The organism is Pseudarthrobacter sp. RHLT1-30-1, assembly GCF_059383415.1.
Map to the genome: position 1 here is coordinate 92,983 of NZ_JBWZCG010000010.1, position 17,456 is coordinate 110,438.

Sequence of the window (17,456 nt, forward strand, 5' to 3'; positions counted from 1 at the left end):
GCCGTCTGTCGCCGTCTGCCGGCCGTGCCCCGGCGCGCGGCGCACAGAACCCGGTGCGGGATACTGGAATCATGCAGCCGCGCAAGATCGTCCTCCTCGGGTCCACCGGTTCCATCGGCACACAGGCGATTGACGTCGTCGACGGCGCCCCGCGCCTTTTCGAGGTCGTGGCGCTCAGCGCCGGCGGAGGCAACCCCGAGCTCCTGGCCCGGCAGGCGGTCCACACCCGCGCCCAGGCCATCGGCGCCGCATCCGGCGACGCTAAGGCCCTCCAAGAATTGATCGGCGACGCCGCCCGCACCGCCGGCGTCACGGGCTACCGTCCCGAGATCTTCACCGGGCCGGACGCCTCCACCCGGATCGCGGAGATCGAAGCCGACGTCGTCCTCAACGGCATCACCGGCTCCATCGGCCTGGCGCCCACCCTCGCCGCGCTCAAATCCGGCGCCACCCTGGCCCTGGCCAACAAGGAGTCCCTGATTGTGGGTGGCGCCCTGGTCAAGGCCGCGGCCCGCGAAGGGCAGATTGTCCCGGTCGACTCCGAACACTCCGCCATCGCCCAGTGCCTGCGCTCCGGCACCGCGGCCGAGGTGGACCGGCTGATCCTCACGGCTTCGGGCGGACCCTTCCGCGGGATGACCCGGGACCAGCTGCACGACGTATCCCCGCAGGCCGCCCTGGCCCACCCCACCTGGGACATGGGCCTGATGGTCACCACCAACTCCGCCAGCCTGGTCAACAAGGGGCTGGAAGTGATCGAGGCCCACCTGCTCTTCGACATCCCGCTGGAGAGGATCGACGTCGTGGTCCACCCGCAGTCCGTGGTGCACTCGATGGTCCAGTTCATCGACGGGTCCACGATCGCCCAGGCCTCGCCGCCGGACATGCGCCTGCCCATCGCCCTGGGCATGGGCTGGCCGGACCGCGTGGCGCAGGCAGCCCAACCCTGCGACTGGAGCAAAGCCACCAGCTGGACCTTCGAACCGCTCGACACCGCAGCCTTCCCCGCCGTCGGGCTGGCGAAGGACTCCGCGAAGCAGGGGAGCACCTACCCGGCGGTGTTCAATGCCGCGAACGAAGAGGCAGTGATCGCGTTCCACGCCGGCCGGATCCGGTTCACCGACATCGTCGATACCATCGAAGCAGTCCTCAGCGAACACACAGGATCCTCCGGGCTGACGCTGGAGTCTGTGCTGGATGCTGAAAGATGGGCACGCGCCCGCACCCACGAACGTTTAGCCGTCAGAAGCGTCTAGGAAGCAGCAGATCAAAGCATGAGTCCCGTCCTCCTCTTTATCCTCGGTGTCGTCTTTGTGGCGATCGGCATCGCCGTGTCCATTGCCCTCCACGAGGTGGGCCACCTGCTGCCGGCCAAGCTGTTCAAGGTCCGCGTCACCAAATACATGATCGGCTTCGGGCCCACCGTCTGGTCCCGCAAAAAGGGCGAGACCGAATACGGTTTCAAGGCCATCCCGCTGGGCGGCTTCGTCTCCATGATCGGCATGTACCCGCCGAACAAGGAGGACGGCACCGTCCGGACTTCCAGCACCGGCATGTTCCAGTCGCTGGCCACGGACGCCCGCTCCATGGCGCACGAGGAGGTCGGCCCCGCCGACGCGAACCGGGTCTTCTACAAGCTTCCGGTCTGGAAGAAGATCATCATCATGCTCGGCGGCCCGGCCATGAACATGCTGATCGGGCTCGCGCTGACGGCCGTGCTGCTGATGGGCTTCGGCATCGCCACCCAGACCACCACCATCGCCGACGTCTCCAAATGCCAGGTCAAGGCCGGTGAAACCGTGGACCCGAACTCCGCTGACTGCCAGCTCACCCCCGCCGCCGCGGCCGGACTGCTGCCCAATGACGCCATCACCTCCTTCGACGGCAAGGCCGTGACCAACTGGGACGAACTCACCGGGTGGATCCGGGCCTCCGCGGACCGGCAGGTCAGCATCACGGTGGAGCGCGACGGCGTCCCGGTCACCACCACCGTCACCCCCGTCCTCTCCTCGCGTCCCGTCGTGGGCGAGGACGGCCGCCAGGCCAAGAGCGCCGACGGCACCCTGCAGTACCAGGACGTCGGCTTCCTGGGCATCGGTGCGCAGACCGCGCTGGTTCCGCAGCCGGCGTCGACCGTCCTGCCGATGGCAGGCGAGAACATCAAGCAGATCGCCGGCGTCGTCGTCAACCTGCCGGCCCGCGTGGCCGGCGTGGCGCAGGCAGCCTTCAGCGAGGAGCCCCGCGACCCCAATGGTCCCATCAGCGTGGTCGGCGTGGGGCGGGTGGCCGGCGAGGTCGCCGCGATGGAGCAAGTGCCGCTGCAGTCCCGGGTGGCCACCCTGGTGGGGCTGCTGGGCGGACTCAACTTCGCGCTCGCCGTCTTCAACCTCATCCCGCTGTTGCCGCTCGACGGCGGCCATGTGGCCGGCGCGCTGTACGAAGGGGCCCGGCGCAGGATCGCCAAGCTGTTCGGCCGCCCGGACCCCGGCGCGTTCGACATCGCCAAGCTGCTTCCGGTGACCTATGTGGTGGCGGTGCTGCTGATGGGCATGGGCGCCCTGCTGATCTACGCGGACATCGTCAAGCCGGTCAACCTCTTCGGCTGACGCCCCGGCCGCCCGGCCTGCGGAAATGTCCCGCCAGGTCCAGCGCAGTGTTGACGCCCCCGCCGCCGCGGGGTGGCAAACTCGGGATCGCCGGAAAGCTTCGAGGTCGCTAGAAGCAAACCGCGATCTGGCAGCTTTCCGGCGAACTCGGAAAGCCCGGGGCGCGAAGTTCCGGCTTCGGCGCCGGGCCCGCCGGCCGTGGCAACCGGAAACGGCTGTTTGTCCAACCTCAGCCTAATATGGCTTATTTCAAGTAATCAGTTGAAAGTGATTGATTATGGAAGATCAGCCCTTGTAGGGTGGGGGTTATGTACGTGATGACTATCGACCAGCGCGGCAGCAGCGCCGACGTCGACCGTGTCCCGGCCCTCCTGGGGGAACTGGCTGGGCTGTCCACCGCCGGGCGCTTCGAGCGCTCCGTGGGCGATGAAGTCCAGGGGGTCATCGAGCGCGCGGACGAGGTCGTGGACATCGCACTCCACGCCCTACGCAGCGGCCGCTGGTACGTGGGAATCGGAGTGGGTGTGGTGGATCTCCCGCTGCCTGCCAGCCCGCGGGAAGGATCCGGCCCGGCCTTCGTGGCCGCCCGCGCAGCCGTGGAGCGGGCAAAATCCGGGACCGCCCACGTGCCGGTTGCCGTCGTCTCGGGAGGCCTGCGCCGGGGAGCGGCCGCGCCCTCTCCCGCAGGCTCTGCCGGCGCCCGGGCCTGCGCCAACGCGGAGGCGGTGCTGCGCCTGATCGGACGGCTGGTCCAGGAGCGGACGGCCGCCCAGTGGAAGGTCGTGGATGTGCTGCGCCCGCTGCAGCACGGGCACTCCGGCACCCACGGCACGCAGAAAGCCGCTGCGCAAGAACTGGGAATCACCGAACAGTCGGTGAGCCGTGCGCTGCTGCGCTCCGCCTGGCAGGAAGAATGGGCCGCGAGGCCCGCGGCGGAAATGCTGCTGGACTTCGCCCATGGAATTATCACGGGCAACCACGACGCCGGCGGGCCCGCAGGCGGGGTCGGGAACCCGGCGCCGACGCAGCGCCCGTCCCGCTCCTCGGACAGTAAGCCCGCGGACAGTACAGAAGGAGACCGGTGAACGCCCTCTGGATCACCCTGGCCCTGCTCACTGCAGGCTTCGCCGGCTGGCCCGTGACGGCCCTGGTCTTCCGGCTCGCCCGGACCATCGACGACCGGCAGGACGCCACGGCCGGCGCCGACCCGGCAAATGACCCCTCCGCGGACGCCACGGTTGATCCCTCGGCCCCAACCGAAACCACCCCGGGTGCACCCGCCGCCGGAGCGACGGGCGCCGCCGGGGCCAGCGTTGCCGCCGGCGGATCCGCCCCCGCCGCGGGCGGATCCGCGCCGGCCGCGGGATCGGCGGCAGGCTCCGCACCGGGCTCCGCTGCCGCCGCGGTCAGCAGCGTCCGGATCCTGCGCGGCGGTGCCATCATCGGTGTCCTGGAACGCCTGGCGGTCTGCCTTGCCATCCTCGCCGGCGAACCGGTCGCCATCGCGTACGTGGTCGCAATCAAGGGACTGGGCCGCTTTGCCGAACTGAAGGAGACGCCGGTCGCCGCGGAGCGGTTCATCATCGGCACCCTCACCTCCCTGTTGTGGGCGGCCGGCGTCGCCGTTCTGGCCAAGGTGCTCGTCCTTGGCTGACACCCCGCGACGCCACCTGACCGCCGCGGGCGCCCCACGCGCCCCCACCACCCTGCAACGCCCGGATGGGTCCCTGGCCCCGCGGGGCGATAGTGTATCCGTATGACTGTTTTTGCTGTTGAGTACGTTTACGACGCCGAGTCCTCTGAAGCCCGCGACGCCGCACGCCCCGCGCACCGCGCCTGGACGGCAGGACTTGCCGAGGAGGGAACGCTGCTCGCCAGTGGCCCCTACGGTGACGGCGCCGGCGCCCTGCTGATCTTCAAGGCCGCCGACGAGCAGGCCCTGAACGAGGTCCTCAAGCAGGACCCGTTCGCCGCGGCCAGTGCCATCTCCGGCACCCGCACGACGGCCTGGGCGCCACTGACCGGCCTGCTGGCCGGCCACGCAGCCTAACCGTTTCCCGCCCGACCTACTTCGAAACAAGGAGTCCATGTGACCTCGGTCAGCCTGGGAATGCCGTCAGCACCGCCACCCGTCCTCGCTCCGCGCCGCAAGACCCGCCAGATCAAGGTGGGCTCGGTCGGTGTTGGCTCCGATTCACCGATCAGCGTGCAGTCGATGACCACGACGCCCACCACGGACATCAACGCCACCCTGCAGCAGATCGCCGAGCTCACCGCCTCGGGCTGTGACATTGTGCGCGTCGCCTGCCCGTCCGCGGACGACGCCGAGGCCCTGCCGATCATCGCCCGGAAGTCCCAGATCCCGGTGATCGCGGACATCCACTTCCAGCCGAAGTACGTCTTCGCCGCGATCGAGGCCGGCTGCGCCGCGGTCCGGGTGAACCCCGGCAACATCCGCAAGTTCGATGACCAGGTCAAGGAAATCGCCCGCGCGGCGAAGGACCACGGCACCTCAATCCGGATCGGCATCAACGCCGGATCGCTGGAACCCGGCATCCTGAAGAAGTACGGCAAGGCCACCCCTGAAGCCCTCGTGGAGTCCGCCGTCTGGGAAGCCTCGCTGTTCGAAGAGCACGGCTTCAACGACTTCAAGATTTCGGTCAAGCACAACGACCCAGTCATCATGGTCGCCGCTTACGAAATGCTCGCCGAACAGGGCGACTGGCCGCTGCACCTCGGCGTCACCGAAGCCGGCCCGGCCTTCCAGGGCACCATCAAGTCGGCCACGGCCTTCGGCGCCCTGCTGTCCCGCGGCATCGGTGACACCATCCGCGTGTCGCTCTCCGCCCCGCCGGTGGAGGAAATCAAGGTCGGCAACCAGATCCTGCAGTCGCTGAACCTGCGCCCGCGCAAGCTCGAGATCGTCTCCTGCCCGTCCTGCGGCCGCGCCCAGGTGGACGTGTACACGCTGGCCGAGCAGGTCACGGCCGGGCTGGAAGGCATGGAGATCCCGCTGCGGGTGGCCGTGATGGGCTGCGTCGTCAACGGACCGGGCGAAGCCCGCGAAGCCGACCTCGGCGTCGCCTCGGGCAACGGCAAGGGCCAGATCTTTGTCCGGGGCGAAGTCATCAAGACTGTCCCCGAGGACCAGATTGTTGAGACACTGATCGAAGAAGCCATGCGTATCGCCGAAGAGATGGGGGAGGCCGATGGCGAAGATGCTGTCAAGGGTAGCCCCGTGGTTAGCGTCTCGTAAGGACGGCGCCGCTCCCGGCGTCGTAGTCCGGACCCTGGCGGGCTCGGACACCCCACAGCTGATTGACCTGGCCCGGCAGGACGCCGTCGCCAATGTCTTCATCCTGTCGCACCTGGCAACCGCCGGTTCGGCGGCTCCCACCACCGGCGGCGCCAGCATCCTCGGCGTGTTCGACGGCGGCACCCTGCTCGGTGCCTGTTGGGCCGGCGCCAACCTGGTGCCGGTTCAGCTGGACCCGGAGCTTGCCGGCACGGTCGCCGCGGCCGCGCACCGCTCGGGCCGCCGGTATGCCTCGATTTTCGGTCCCTCCGACACGGTCCTGGCCCTGTACGCCGGGCTGGAGCAGTATGGCCAGACCGCCCATGAGGTCCGCGGGGACCAGCCGCTGTTGACGATTTCCGGGCCGCCCGCCGTTCCGGCGAATCAAGAGCTGGGCTTCGGCCAGCTGGCGGATTTCGAGCGGATCCTGCCCGCGTGCGCGGCGATGTTCGAGGAGGAAGTGGGCTATTCACCCTTCCTCGGCGGCCGGGAGTACTACAGCCGCCGGGTCAGGGGCCTGATCCGCGCGGGGCATTCCATGGTCCACCTGAACCCCGGAGGCGAAGTGGTTTTCAAGGCCGAGCTGGGCGCGGTCACCCCGGAAGTGACCCAGGTCCAGGGTGTCTGGATGAACCCGGACTACCGCGGCCAGGGCCGCAGCGCCGGCTACATGGCCGCCGTCGTCGGCCTGGCCCAAACCCTGGCCCCGGTCACCAGCCTTTACGTCAACAACTTCAACACCCGCGCCCGGGCCACCTACGAGCGGGTGGGCTTCCGCCAGGTCGGCACGTTCGCCACGGTTCTTTTCTAACTCGCACTTTTTAACTCCAGCGATCTTCTGCCCCAGCAGTTTCAGCTGTTGCACGGAGAAATATCTGGGTGGACGCTCTTGTTTTAGTGTCATGGGTCACATAGGTTCGAACTAACCGTGTCGCATGGGCACGTGTTTCCACGGGAGCAGCAGCCGCGGATGCAGAAGCCCTTGGGGGCAACAAACGGAACTCACTTCCAAGATATTGGTGGTGCTGGGGCCGCAGAGCCACGCCATGACAGGATGACCAGCCGGCAACGGCCAGGGGCTTCCGTCAGTTATGGCGTGGCTCTTCCGCGTCCGGGCTGGCGGTAGATTAGTACCTAGACGCGTGCGCCGGTTCTCCGGTTTCACTGTTTTGCCTGCAACTTCCCAGAAACGGATAGATACCCAGTGGTCCTTCGACTTTCCAAGCTGTTCCTGCGCACCCTGCGTGAAGATCCCGCCGACGCCGAAGTGGCCAGCCACCGGCTCCTGGTCCGCGCCGGATACATCCGCCGGGCCGCCCCGGGCATCTACACCTGGCTCCCGCTGGGGCTCAGCGTGCTGCGGAAAGTGGAGACCGTCATCCGCGAGGAGATGGCTGCCATCGGCGCCCAGGAAGTGCACTTCCCGGCCCTGCTGCCGAAGGAACCTTACGAGGTCACCAACCGCTGGACCGAGTACGGCGACGGCATCTTCCGGCTCAAGGACCGCAAGGGCAACGACTACTTGCTGGCGCCCACCCACGAGGAAATGTTCACCCTCCTGGTGAAGGACCTGTACTCCTCGTACAAGGACCTGCCGCTGAGCATCTACCAGATCCAGAACAAGTACCGCGACGAGGCACGCCCCCGGGCCGGTCTGCTGCGCGGCCGCGAATTCATCATGAAGGACTCCTACTCCTTCGACGTCGACGACGCCGGCCTGGACGCCAGCTACGCCGCGCACCGCGGCGCGTACCTGAAGATCTTCGCGCGCCTCGGCCTTGAGGTCATTCCGGTAGCGGCCACCGCCGGCGCCATGGGCGGGTCCAAGAGCGAGGAATTCCTGCACCCCACCGAGATCGGTGAGGACACCTTCGTCCGTTCCGCCGGCGGCTACGCGGCCAACGTCGAGGCAGTCACCACGGTGGCCCCCGCGGACATCGACTTCAGCAACGCCCCGGCTGCCGAGGTACGCGACACCCCGGATACCCCGACCATCGACACCCTCGTGGACGCCGCCAATGTGCTCGTTCCGCGCAGCGAGGCCGACGGCGGCGCCTGGACTGCCGCCGACACGCTCAAGAACGTCGTCCTCGCCGTCACCCTGCCGACCGGCGAACGCCAGTTCGTCGTCATCGGCGTTCCGGGCGACCGCGGTGTCGATCTCAAGCGCGTCGAAGCGAACATCGGATCCTTCCTGCCGATCGCCGGCGAGATCACCCTCGAGGCCGCCAACGAGGAGGACCTCAAGAAGCAGCCCCTCATCGTCAAGGGCTACCTCGGTCCGGGCCTGTCCCTGGACGAGCCGCTGCTGGGCACCGAGGGCGCCGCCAAGCTGCTCTACCTCGTGGACCCCCGCGTCGTCAGCGGCTCCGCCTGGGTCACCGGCGCCAACGAGGCCGGCAAGCACGTCTTCGGCCTGGTCGCCGGCCGCGACTTCGGCTGGGACGGCGTCATCGAGTGCACCGAGGTGCGCGCCGGTGACGAGGCCCCCGACGGCTCCGGCCCGCTGGAAACCGCGCGCGGCATTGAGATGGGCCACATCTTCCAGCTCGGACGGAAGTACGCCGAGGCCCTGGAACTCAAGGTCCTGGATCAGAACGGCAAGCAGGTCGTCGTCACGATGGGTTCCTACGGCGTCGGTGTGACCCGCGCCGTCGCGGCCCTGGCCGAATCCAACCACGACGACAAGGGCCTCATCTGGCCCCGCGCGGTCGCTCCGGCCGACGTCCACGTGGTGGCCGTTGGCCGCGGCGAGGAGATCTTCGCCGCCGCGGAAAAGTTGGCCCTCGAACTGGAAGCCGCCGGACTGGACGTCATCTATGACGACCGGCCCAAGGTGTCCCCGGGCGTGAAGTTCGGCGACGCCGAACTCGTCGGTGTGCCGACCATCCTCGCCGTCGGGCGCGGCCTGGTCGACGGGGTCGTCGAGATCAAGGACCGCCGCAGCGGCGTCGCCGAGAACATCGCCGTTGAGAAGGCTGTCGACTACGTGGTCGACGCCGTCCGCAGCAACTAACGCGCTGCCCCTTCAGGCGTGGTTTCCGGACTCGAGTCGATCGAGCTCAGCACCCTGATCCTGATTGTCGTCGCCGGCTTCGCCGCGGGCTGGGTTGACGCCGTCGTCGGGGGCGGGGGACTGATCCAGCTCCCGGCGATGCTGCTGGTGCCGGGCATCAGCCCGGTGCAGGCGCTGGCGACGAACAAGATGGGGTCGATCTTCGGCACGACTACCAGTGCTGTCACGTACTACCGCCGGGTGCGGCCGGATCTGCGCACCGCGCTGCCGATGGCGGTGATCGCCCTGGCCGGCAGCTTCGGCGGGGCGGTGCTCGCGGCGAACCTCCCGGCGAGTGTGTTCAAACCCATCATCGTGGTCGCGCTCGTCGTCGTCGCGCTGTTCACCGCTTTCCGACCCAACGTCGGCGAGCTGACAAAGCTCCGGCATAACGGCCACCGGCACTACGTGCTGGCCTGCCTGATCGGCGGGGTGATCGGCTTTTACGACGGCCTGATCGGCCCGGGCACCGGGTCCTTCCTGATCATCGCGCTCGTTTCGGCGATGGGGTACGCGTTCCTCGAAGCGAGCGCCAAGGCCAAGATCGTGAACATGGCCACCAACGCCGGCGCCCTGCTGTTTTTTGCGCCGCACGGCGCCGTGCTGTGGGGACTGGGGCTTGTCCTGGGAATGGCGAACATGGCCGGCGGCTACCTCGGCGCCCGGACGGCCGTGAAGCAGGGAAACAAGTTCATCCGGATCGTGTTCCTCACCGTGGTCGGGGCGCTGATCATCAAACTCGGCGCGGACATCTGGCAGGACTCCTTCTAGGGTCCTCACCGGCCCTCCCGGGACGGCGGCCCCGAGCGTAGCATGCAGCTATGTCAGCACCAGAAGAGCAGTACGGCGATGCCCTCGCGGCCGCGGCCCGGCACGCTCGCCAGTGGCTGGAGAGCCAGGAAACGCGCCACGTCGGCCCCCGCAAGACCGCCGCGGACCTCGCAGCCGACTTCGGCGGCCCGCTGCCCCGGACCGGCACGCCGGCGGCCGAAGTTGTGGACTACCTTGCCGCGAAGGCCGAACCCGGGCTGATGGCCGTGCCCTCCGGAAGGTTCTTCGGCTGGGTCATCGGCGGCACGCTGCCGGCCGCGCTGGCCGCGGACTGGCTGGTGAGCGCGTGGGACCAGAACGCCGTGCTCCGCATGGCCTCACCCGCAACGGCGGCCATCGAAGCAGCAGCCGGCGCGTGGCTGCTGGAACTGCTGGGGCTTCCCGCAGAGTCCGACGTCGGCTTTACCACCGGCGCAACGATGGCGAACTTCACCGGACTGGCCGCGGCCCGGTGGCGCCTGTTGGCCAACGCCGGCTGGGACCTCGACGCCGACGGCCTCTCCGGTGCGCCCCGGATCCAGTGCTTCGTGGGCCAGGAACGCCACGACACGATCGACCTCGGCCTGCGCTATCTGGGGCTCGGCAGGCCCACAGTCGTTCCCGCGGACCGGCAGGGCCGCATCGACCCGGCGGAGCTGGACTGCGCCCTGGACCGCGCCCTGGTCGCTGCTGCGGGTGGTGCGTCGTCGGGCGGCGCGTCGGGCGGTGGGCAGGACAGCGCGCCCGGTGATCTGCCGGACGGTTCCCCAGCCGGCGGGAGCGGATCACGCCGGGCCCCGCTGCTGGTCTGTCTGCAGGCCGGGAACCTGCATTCCGGGGCCTTCGATCCCTTCCTGGAGGCCATCGCCGTCGCAAAAGCGCACGGAGCCTGGGTCCATGTGGACGGTGCGTTCGGGCTTTGGGCCGCCGCCGTCCCCGAGCTCTCGGGCCTGACGGCCGGTCTCCAGGGAGCTGATTCCTGGGGCACGGACGCGCACAAGACGCTCAACGTCCCCTACGACTGCGGCCTCGCGGTGGTCCGCGACGCCCAGGCGCTGCGCTCGGCCATGGGGCTGCACACCAGCTACCTGATCCACGACGCCGACGGTGCTGCGGACCCCTTTGAAAAGGTTCCCGAACTGTCCCGCCGGGCCCGCGGGGTGCCCGTCTGGGCGGCGCTGAAATCCCTCGGCCGGGACGGGGTCGAAGCCCAGGTCCGCGGGCTGGTGCAGCGCGCCCGGGAGCTGGCGGAGAGGCTGTCGGCGCTGGACGGCGTCGAAGTGCTCAACGATGTCGACTACACGCAGGTCTCGCTGGCTTTTGGCGACGACGCCACCACCCGCGCGGTGACCGCATGGATTATCGCTGACGGCCGGGCGTGGATGTCCGGTTCGCGCTGGCAGGACCGCGACATCCTGCGGATCTCCGTCAGCAACTGGAGCACCGACGACGCCGACGTGGCAGTCGCCGTCGCTGCTGTGCGGGACGCCCTGGCCGCGGTCCGCGGGCGCCCGGTCTGATAGGAGCCCGGGGCGACGCGCACGCCGGCGCTAGCTGAGTTCGAGCCCCGGCGACGGCAGCTCGTGCGGCGCAGGGAGGCCCGGCAATGTCCGGCCGGCGAGGGTGCTGGCCACCCAGAGCGAACGGGCGAGATCGCCGTCGTGGCACGGCTTCGAGGCATACGAGAGGGCGTTCTCGACCTCGCGGGCGAGGCTCCACTGGCGGGCCACTTCGGCGACGAGCCCGGCGGCCAGGCTAAAGTCCCGGCAGCGTTCCCGCAGGCCCTGTTCCGGATCGGCCCCGGGAAGCTCTGAAATCCGGTTCCACAGCAAGGGCGCCACGGCGAACTCCGCCTCGCCGATCATGGGCTGCGGATCAATCGCGGCCCAGCCCTCGGCCCGCTCCCGGCCGCTGCCCTCCGGTTCATCCCCGTTGGGCCTCGCCAGGAGGTTCAGGTAGTGCAGGTCGGTGTGGACCAGCACATCCCGTCCGGAGCGGCGGCCGACGGCCCCACGGGTCTGGCAGACCTCCAGGGCGGCCTCCAGCAGCCAGCGCGGAAAGGGTCGTCCCAGCTGTTCCCAGTTCTCGGGCAACTCGTCGCTCCACTGTTCGGCCCGGGCCGCCACATGGCTGAACTCCCGCCATTCCGGCCGTTCATCCGGGACCAGGCTCAGCCGGCGAATCAGTCCGCCCCAGACCGGAATTGCCACGTCCATCGGCGTGTCCTGCAGCGAGCGGGCGGCGTTCAGGCGTTCCAGCAAAAGCGCACCGGTCCCGGCGTCGTGGGCCAGGAGTCGGACCGCTCCGTTCCCGTTCCAGAGGGAGAGGGCGTGTGATTCGAGGTGGGCTTCGTCGTGCGGGTAGGCGATCTTCAGGACGGCAGCCGCGGCCGAAGCAGGGGCCGCGGCAGTGTCCGCAGCCGGGTCACCACCGGCGCGGCGGCGGACTGGGACCACAATGGCCCCGTAGCCGTTCGCCGGCAGCGCGCCTGGCGCGAGGTCAACCTCGAGCTGCCACTGGTCCAGGCTGTGCCGGATCAGCTGGGGGAGCGACGCCAGCCAGTCGCGGCCGGCCGCGCTGCCGCCGTAACGGCGGCCGAGGTCGGGCGGGATCGGGACATCCGTGGACTGGCTCATCGGAACCAGCGTAGTTGCTCCCGGCGCCCGGCAGTGGTCGAGGACCTCAGAGTCGTTATCCGCTCTTGGGGGACGTCGTGCGCTACGAGGACGCCTACCGCCTCTGCTACGTCAGGGAACCCGAGGCATCATCGTAATGCTGGCCCAGGAGTTGCGCCGAGCCTGCGCCGCCAACCGGTCCGGCGAGGGAGACGGCCCGCTCTCGGCCGGACCAGGCCTGTCAGGCAGTGATGCCGCTGGCGCCGAGCCAGCTGCCGATCAGGAAGGTCGCGATGAGGGCCGCAGCGCCGCCGATCACCACGCGAATGGCCGCCTTCATTTTCCCGCCGCCGCCGATCCACGCGCCGATCGCCCCGGTCAAGGCGAGCGCCACCAGTACCGCCACGAACGTCAATGGAACCCGGATGTTCTCCGGCGGCAGCAGGATGGCAAGCATCGGCAGGATGGCGCCGACCAGGAACGCCGCGGCGGAGGCGAACGCGGCGTGCCAGGGGCTGACAATGTCTGTCTCGTCGATGTGCAGTTCGGCGGAAAGGTGGGCGCCAAGCGCATCGTGAGCAGTGAGTTCCTTGGCCACCGTGCGGGCGGTGTCGGCGCTGAGGCCCTTGCCCTGGTAGATGGCCGCGAGCTCCTCGAGTTCTTCCTCGGGCTGTTCTTCCAGTTCCCGGCGTTCCTTCTCGATCAGGGCCTGCTGGCTGTCCTTCTGACTGCTGACCGAGACGTATTCGCCCAGGGCCATCGAGATTGCGCCACCCACGACACCGGCGGTGCCGGCGATGAGGATGGGGCCGGAGTCCGTGGTGACACCCGCGACGCCGACCACAATGGCTGCGACGGAGACGATGCCGTCATTGGCCCCCAGCACGCCCGCGCGGAGCCAGTTCAGGCGGTGCGCAATGTCGTTGTGGTGGGGCTCATTATCATGCTGGGTGGGTGCGGCTTGACTGTCCATTGCTACAGCAAATCACCGCCGCCGCCGTGTCACCAGTATTACGAGCCTAAGTAAGCCGCGGCTTTCCCGCCGCGACGGGGTTTTCCAGGCCCGGAAGTTCCTTTGGCGGTGCCTTTGTGCCGCTGCGGACCCCTTGTCGGCGCAACGGGGGCACTTTGACACGCGTAACGCCTGCTTCCGGGCGGAATTCGGGGTGGACGGTCCCCAAAGTTGCCCCGTTCGGTCGGCCGCTCCAGGGGCCGGTCCCCTGTGTGCCGGCTCCGCGACGGGGACCCGGTCCGGTGCCGTCCTGCCGCGCTGCCACAACGTCCCGCTGCCAGCCGCCGCACAGCCTGCCGCCGGCCCGCCGCCGGACTCCGTCAACTGGGTGGTCCCGGTGCCCGACCACCGAAGGGCGGCGCGGTGGGGGCACTTTGACGCGGGGCGCGCGGAGTTCCAGGCGGAATTCGGGGTGGACGGTTCCCAAAGTTGCCCCGCTCTGTCGAAGCAAGGACCAACGCAGGGAGTGGCCGCGCGAAAGTGGGGCCAGATGGCGGCAGCCAGCCCGGAAGTCGGCAGCCAGAGCCAAAGGCCAGGAACCAGGAGTCAAGCTACGGACTCGGGCTGGGTCCAGGCAGCTCGGGCAACTGGTCAAGGTCAGCCGCCAGCCCGGGAAGGGCGCCGGCGTCGGCCCCCCAAAGTGCTGTCCGGCGCGCGGCTTCAACGAGACCTGAGATCGCCCATTGACGGGTCTCGCCTTCGCTCAGGGCCACCAGGTCGCCGTACACAGGAAGGGCCGAAGCCTCCAGGGCTCCCAGACCAGCGGCAGGTGCGGCGAGGAACTTCTGGTCGAGGGTATACCCGGCTTCCCGCAGTGGCACCTCGGCGCAGTGCATCCTGCTCAGCGCTTCGGCCGCGGCGGCGAGTGCCTCGTGCCGGGCCAGCAGTTTCGGCGCCGGACCTGCCGCGCCGCCGAGCCGGGTCAGTGCCACCTGGTAGCCGTAGACGGTCTCGAGTTCACTCTCCACGGTCGCCGCCAGCGCACCGGGCAGTGACGCAGGCCCGGATGCGGCCGGGGTACCCGGCGGAGTGTCAGGGCCCGCCGCGGCACCCCCAGCGGCGGCGGACGGTGATACCGACGGCGTCGGGCAGGCGTCGAAAACCTCGGGCGCGACCGGGTCGGGCACCGCAGGGGCCGGCGCCCCGACAGCCGCGGCGAGGGTGGACGCCTCAAGTAGCTGGGCGGTCCCGACGGCCGCAAGCAGCCGTGCCATGCCGCCGTCGGCCACGGCAGCATCGGCCAGCCGCTGCGAGGCGCTGGCCGCCAGCTCGGTGGCCAGGGCGGCCGCCGAGGCAGGCAGGGGAGCAGCGGCAGGCGCACTGGCGGCGGACGCAGAGGCAGTGGCCGGCGCAACAGAAGAAACAGCCGGCGAGGAGGCAACAGAAGGTGCGGCCGGACCCGGCGGAGGAACCAACGCCACTTGGTCCTGGCCCGGCACCAGGAGGGCCCGAGCATGGCTTGTCAGCAAACTCACAGTGTGCGCCACGGCGGCCTGACTATCGCCGGCGGTTACCTGGCCGAGCTGCTCGCCGGCCGCGCGCAGCCGCAGGGTCTCAGTCAGTGCGGCGGTCCTCGCCTGTTCGGAAAAGGGCGGTTCGGCGGGTTCTTGGGGGCTTCCAGGGCCCAGCGCAACGCCGAGGCTGATGACCACGAGGGCGAGGCAGGCCAGCAGTGCGATGCGGGGAACGAGCCCGCGCCGCCGCTTTTCCCTGGTGTCGTCATTCACAACAGACCATGTTGTCATGCCGGCCGGGAACTCGGTGCACCACGGTGCCCGGAAAATCGCTAGGCTAGTACACACAACATCATCTAGCGGGAGGCGGCCGGCATCATGACCAACGCAGAAGCCACGACTTCAACAGACCGGACCGGAACGGGGAAGGCTGAAGCCGCACCCGCCCAAAACTTCGAGGCCGAGCGGCTGTATGCCCTCCTGGAGCCCGAAGTCCTGGCAAACCGGCTGTTCCTGGAGGACGTCTCCATTCACGTCGCCGGCGCCAACCGGGTGGTCCACGTGGTGGTGGACCTGCCGCAGGAGGAAACGGGCGGCGTCGGCCTCGACGTCATCGCGGAGATTTCCAAGTCCCTCTCCGACATTCTCGACAACGATCCCAGCACCGACGCACGGCCCTACGAGCTTGAGGTTTCCTCGCCCGGCGTCGCGCGTCCCCTCACCGACGAGCGGCACTGGCACCGCGCCCGCGGCCGGATGGTCAAGGTCAATGTCCTACAGGGCGAGAACGTCACCGGCCGGGTCCAGTCCGTCGACGACGGCGGCGTCACCCTGATCCCCGAGATCGCCGTCAAGAAGGGCATGAAGCCCAAGCAGGGCGAGCCCATCAAACTTCCTTTCGACAGGATCCGCAGCGGAAAAGTCGAGATCGAGTTCAGCCACCTCGAAGAGGCAGGCCTGGAGAACGCAAACAATGGACCTTCTGAGGAGGCCTAATGGATATTGACATGAGCGCACTGAGACTCCTGGAGCGTGAGCGTGAAATCCCCCTGGATCTCCTGATTCCGACGATCGAACAGGCCCTCCTGGTGGCCTACCACAAGACGCCCGGAGCCTTCGAAAAGGCCCGTGCCGAGCTGGACCGCAAGAGCGGGCACGTGACCATCTGGGCCACGGAGATCGACGACGACGGCGCCCCCATCGGTGAATTCGAAGACACCCCGGCAGGTTTTGGCCGGATCGCCGCCAGCACCGCACGGCAGATCATCCTGCAGCGCCTGCGCGATGTTGAGGACGACAACGTCCTCGGCGAGTTCAAGGGCCGCGAGGGCGAGCTGGTGGCCGGAACCATCCAGCAGGGCAACAACCCGCACATGATCCAGGTCAACCTGGGCACGGTGGAGGCGCTGCTGCCGCCGCCCGAGCAGGTGCCGGGGGAGAAGTACACCCACGGCAACCGTCTGCGCGCCTTCGTGATCGACGTGCACCGCGGCACCAAGGGTCCCTCCATCACGCTGTCCCGGTCGCACCCGGGCCTCGTGCGGAAACTCTTCGAAATGGAAGTTCCGGAAATCGCGGACCGCTCCGTGGAAATCGTCGCCCTGGCCCGCGAAGCCGGTCACCGCACCAAGATGGCCGTCAAGGCCAACCACGCCGGCATCAATGCCAAGGGTGCCTGCATCGGTGAAATGGGATCACGCGTCCGTGCGGTCATGAACGAACTCAACGACGAGAAGATCGACATCGTCGACTACAGCGACGACCCGGCGACCTTCATCGCCAGTGCGCTGTCCCCGTCCCGGGTGAATTCGGTCACCATCACGGACGAGGCAACCCGCTCGGCCCGCGTGGTCGTGCCGGACTACCAGCTCTCGCTCGCGATCGGCAAGGAGGGCCAGAACGCCCGCCTCGCCGCGAAGCTCACCGGCTGGCGGATCGACATCGTCTCGGATGCCGCGGTCAGCCGCGACAAATAGGCGTTCAACGCCTCGGCCCCGGACCTCAGGCGGCCGCCGTTCAGACCTGGCCCTCGTCGTCCGTGTCCCCGCAAGTTCGGGGCCCGGGCGACGAAGGGGCTAGAATAGACATGACCGCGCCTAACGGCCGGTATCCGCGTGTTCCAACGTGTCCGGTGTAAGTCCGGCGAAGGTGTTGTCCACAACCCCTTGGCCAGGCTGGTTCCGGACGGCCGGGGCCGGCAGATATGAACTGGCAGGAAGATACTCGTAAGTGGCACACGTGCAACACCTCGAGGATCAACCGCAGCGTACCTGCATCGGATGCCGGAAAAAGGGTCCGCGGTCACAGCTCTTGCGGCTCGTCGCCGACGGCAGCGGTTCTTCCGCCGTCGTCCTGGATGAACGACGCCGGATGGCTGGCCGGGGTGCATGGCTGCACCCCAGCGAAAAGTGCCTGGCACTGGCGGTCAAACGTCGGGCGTTCGGACGTGCCCTTAACGGCGCTACCGTAACAGCCGACGTCGAACGCCGGATCATGGCAGGCACGCAAGCCGTGGACACCCCGGTGGCCGCAGCAACAACCGTCCAACCTGAAAGCGGGTCAGAAAACTGATGGAAACCCGATGAGTTCCCAGCGATGAGTGCGCAACG

At 68.7% G+C, this 17,456-nt stretch carries 16 protein-coding genes; 13 read left to right on the forward strand and 3 right to left on the reverse strand.

What is annotated here, in order from left to right:
• The first annotated feature begins 71 nt into the window (after positions 1-71).
• From dxr to AC50YM_RS09545, 10 genes are all read left to right on the forward strand, one after another.
• Entirely contained in the window at positions 72-1,256 is a 1,185-nt protein-coding gene (gene dxr / locus AC50YM_RS09500; protein ID WP_494956700.1) for a 1-deoxy-D-xylulose-5-phosphate reductoisomerase, read from the forward strand.
• An 18-nt stretch (positions 1,257-1,274) separates the two neighbouring features.
• Positions 1,275-2,606, forward strand: a complete 1,332-nt coding sequence (locus AC50YM_RS09505; protein WP_494956701.1) for a M50 family metallopeptidase — start codon at positions 1,275-1,277, stop codon at positions 2,604-2,606.
• A gap of 308 nt (positions 2,607-2,914) precedes the next feature.
• Positions 2,915-3,691 (forward strand): MarR family transcriptional regulator, encoded by a 777-nt coding sequence (locus AC50YM_RS09510; RefSeq protein WP_494956702.1) that lies wholly within the window; start codon positions 2,915-2,917, stop codon positions 3,689-3,691.
• Positions 3,688-4,260 carry a hypothetical protein gene (locus AC50YM_RS09515; protein ID WP_494956703.1) on the forward strand — a complete coding sequence of 191 codons (573 nt, stop codon included), beginning with the start codon at positions 3,688-3,690 and terminating at the stop codon, positions 4,258-4,260. Before AC50YM_RS09510 ends, AC50YM_RS09515 begins: the two co-directional genes overlap by 4 nt.
• A 102-nt stretch (positions 4,261-4,362) precedes the next feature.
• The gene (locus AC50YM_RS09520; protein ID WP_494890256.1) at positions 4,363-4,656 is read left to right on the forward strand and encodes a YciI family protein; all 294 of its coding nucleotides are present in this window, start codon (positions 4,363-4,365) and stop codon (positions 4,654-4,656) included.
• Positions 4,657-4,695: 39 nt separating this feature from the next.
• Positions 4,696-5,862, forward strand: a complete 1,167-nt coding sequence (gene ispG, locus AC50YM_RS09525) for a flavodoxin-dependent (E)-4-hydroxy-3-methylbut-2-enyl-diphosphate synthase (RefSeq protein ID WP_069951145.1) — start codon at positions 4,696-4,698, stop codon at positions 5,860-5,862.
• Positions 5,825-6,712, forward strand: a complete 888-nt coding sequence (locus AC50YM_RS09530; protein ID WP_494956736.1) for a GNAT family N-acetyltransferase — start codon at positions 5,825-5,827, stop codon at positions 6,710-6,712. The genes ispG and AC50YM_RS09530 overlap by 38 nt, the downstream gene beginning before the upstream one ends.
• Before the next feature lie 393 nt (positions 6,713-7,105).
• Entirely contained in the window at positions 7,106-8,917 is a 1,812-nt protein-coding gene (locus AC50YM_RS09535; RefSeq protein WP_494956704.1) for a proline--tRNA ligase, read from the forward strand.
• An 18-nt stretch (positions 8,918-8,935) separates the two neighbouring features.
• Positions 8,936-9,727 (forward strand): sulfite exporter TauE/SafE family protein, encoded by a 792-nt coding sequence (locus AC50YM_RS09540; protein WP_494956705.1) that lies wholly within the window; start codon positions 8,936-8,938, stop codon positions 9,725-9,727.
• A 50-nt stretch (positions 9,728-9,777) separates the two neighbouring features.
• Positions 9,778-11,286, forward strand: coding sequence for a pyridoxal phosphate-dependent decarboxylase family protein (locus AC50YM_RS09545; protein ID WP_494956706.1), 1,509 nt, complete (start codon positions 9,778-9,780; stop codon positions 11,284-11,286).
• Between the two features lie 30 nt (positions 11,287-11,316).
• Here AC50YM_RS09545 and AC50YM_RS09550 read toward each other — a convergent pair whose 3' ends face one another.
• The 3 genes from AC50YM_RS09550 to AC50YM_RS09560 form a co-directional block, all read right to left on the reverse strand.
• Positions 11,317-12,402: an aminoglycoside phosphotransferase family protein gene (locus tag AC50YM_RS09550; RefSeq protein WP_494956707.1), complete on the reverse strand. Its 1,086-nt coding sequence runs from the start codon at positions 12,400-12,402 to the stop codon at positions 11,317-11,319.
• A gap of 220 nt (positions 12,403-12,622) precedes the next feature.
• Positions 12,623-13,354, reverse strand: coding sequence for a VIT1/CCC1 transporter family protein (locus AC50YM_RS09555; RefSeq protein WP_494956708.1), 732 nt, complete (start codon positions 13,352-13,354; stop codon positions 12,623-12,625).
• Between the two features lie 590 nt (positions 13,355-13,944).
• Complete coding sequence (locus AC50YM_RS09560; protein WP_494956709.1) at positions 13,945-15,138, reverse strand: DUF4439 domain-containing protein; 1,194 nt, start codon at positions 15,136-15,138, stop codon at positions 13,945-13,947.
• Positions 15,139-15,225: 87 nt separating this feature from the next.
• On the opposite strand from AC50YM_RS09560, the gene rimP reads away from it, so the two are divergent.
• The 3 genes from rimP (at position 15,226) to AC50YM_RS09575 (ending at position 17,418) form a co-directional block, all read left to right on the forward strand.
• Positions 15,226-15,843 carry a ribosome maturation factor RimP gene (gene rimP, locus AC50YM_RS09565; RefSeq protein WP_494956710.1) on the forward strand — a complete coding sequence of 206 codons (618 nt, stop codon included), beginning with the start codon at positions 15,226-15,228 and terminating at the stop codon, positions 15,841-15,843.
• Positions 15,843-16,823 carry a transcription termination factor NusA gene (nusA, locus tag AC50YM_RS09570; protein ID WP_494956711.1) on the forward strand — a complete coding sequence of 327 codons (981 nt, stop codon included), beginning with the start codon at positions 15,843-15,845 and terminating at the stop codon, positions 16,821-16,823. The genes rimP and nusA overlap by 1 nt, the downstream gene beginning before the upstream one ends.
• 262 nt (positions 16,824-17,085) lie before the next feature.
• On the forward strand, positions 17,086-17,418 hold the full coding sequence (locus AC50YM_RS09575; RefSeq protein ID WP_494956737.1) for a YlxR family protein: 333 nt from the start codon (positions 17,086-17,088) through the stop codon (positions 17,416-17,418).
• Positions 17,419-17,456: the final 38 nt, after the last annotated feature.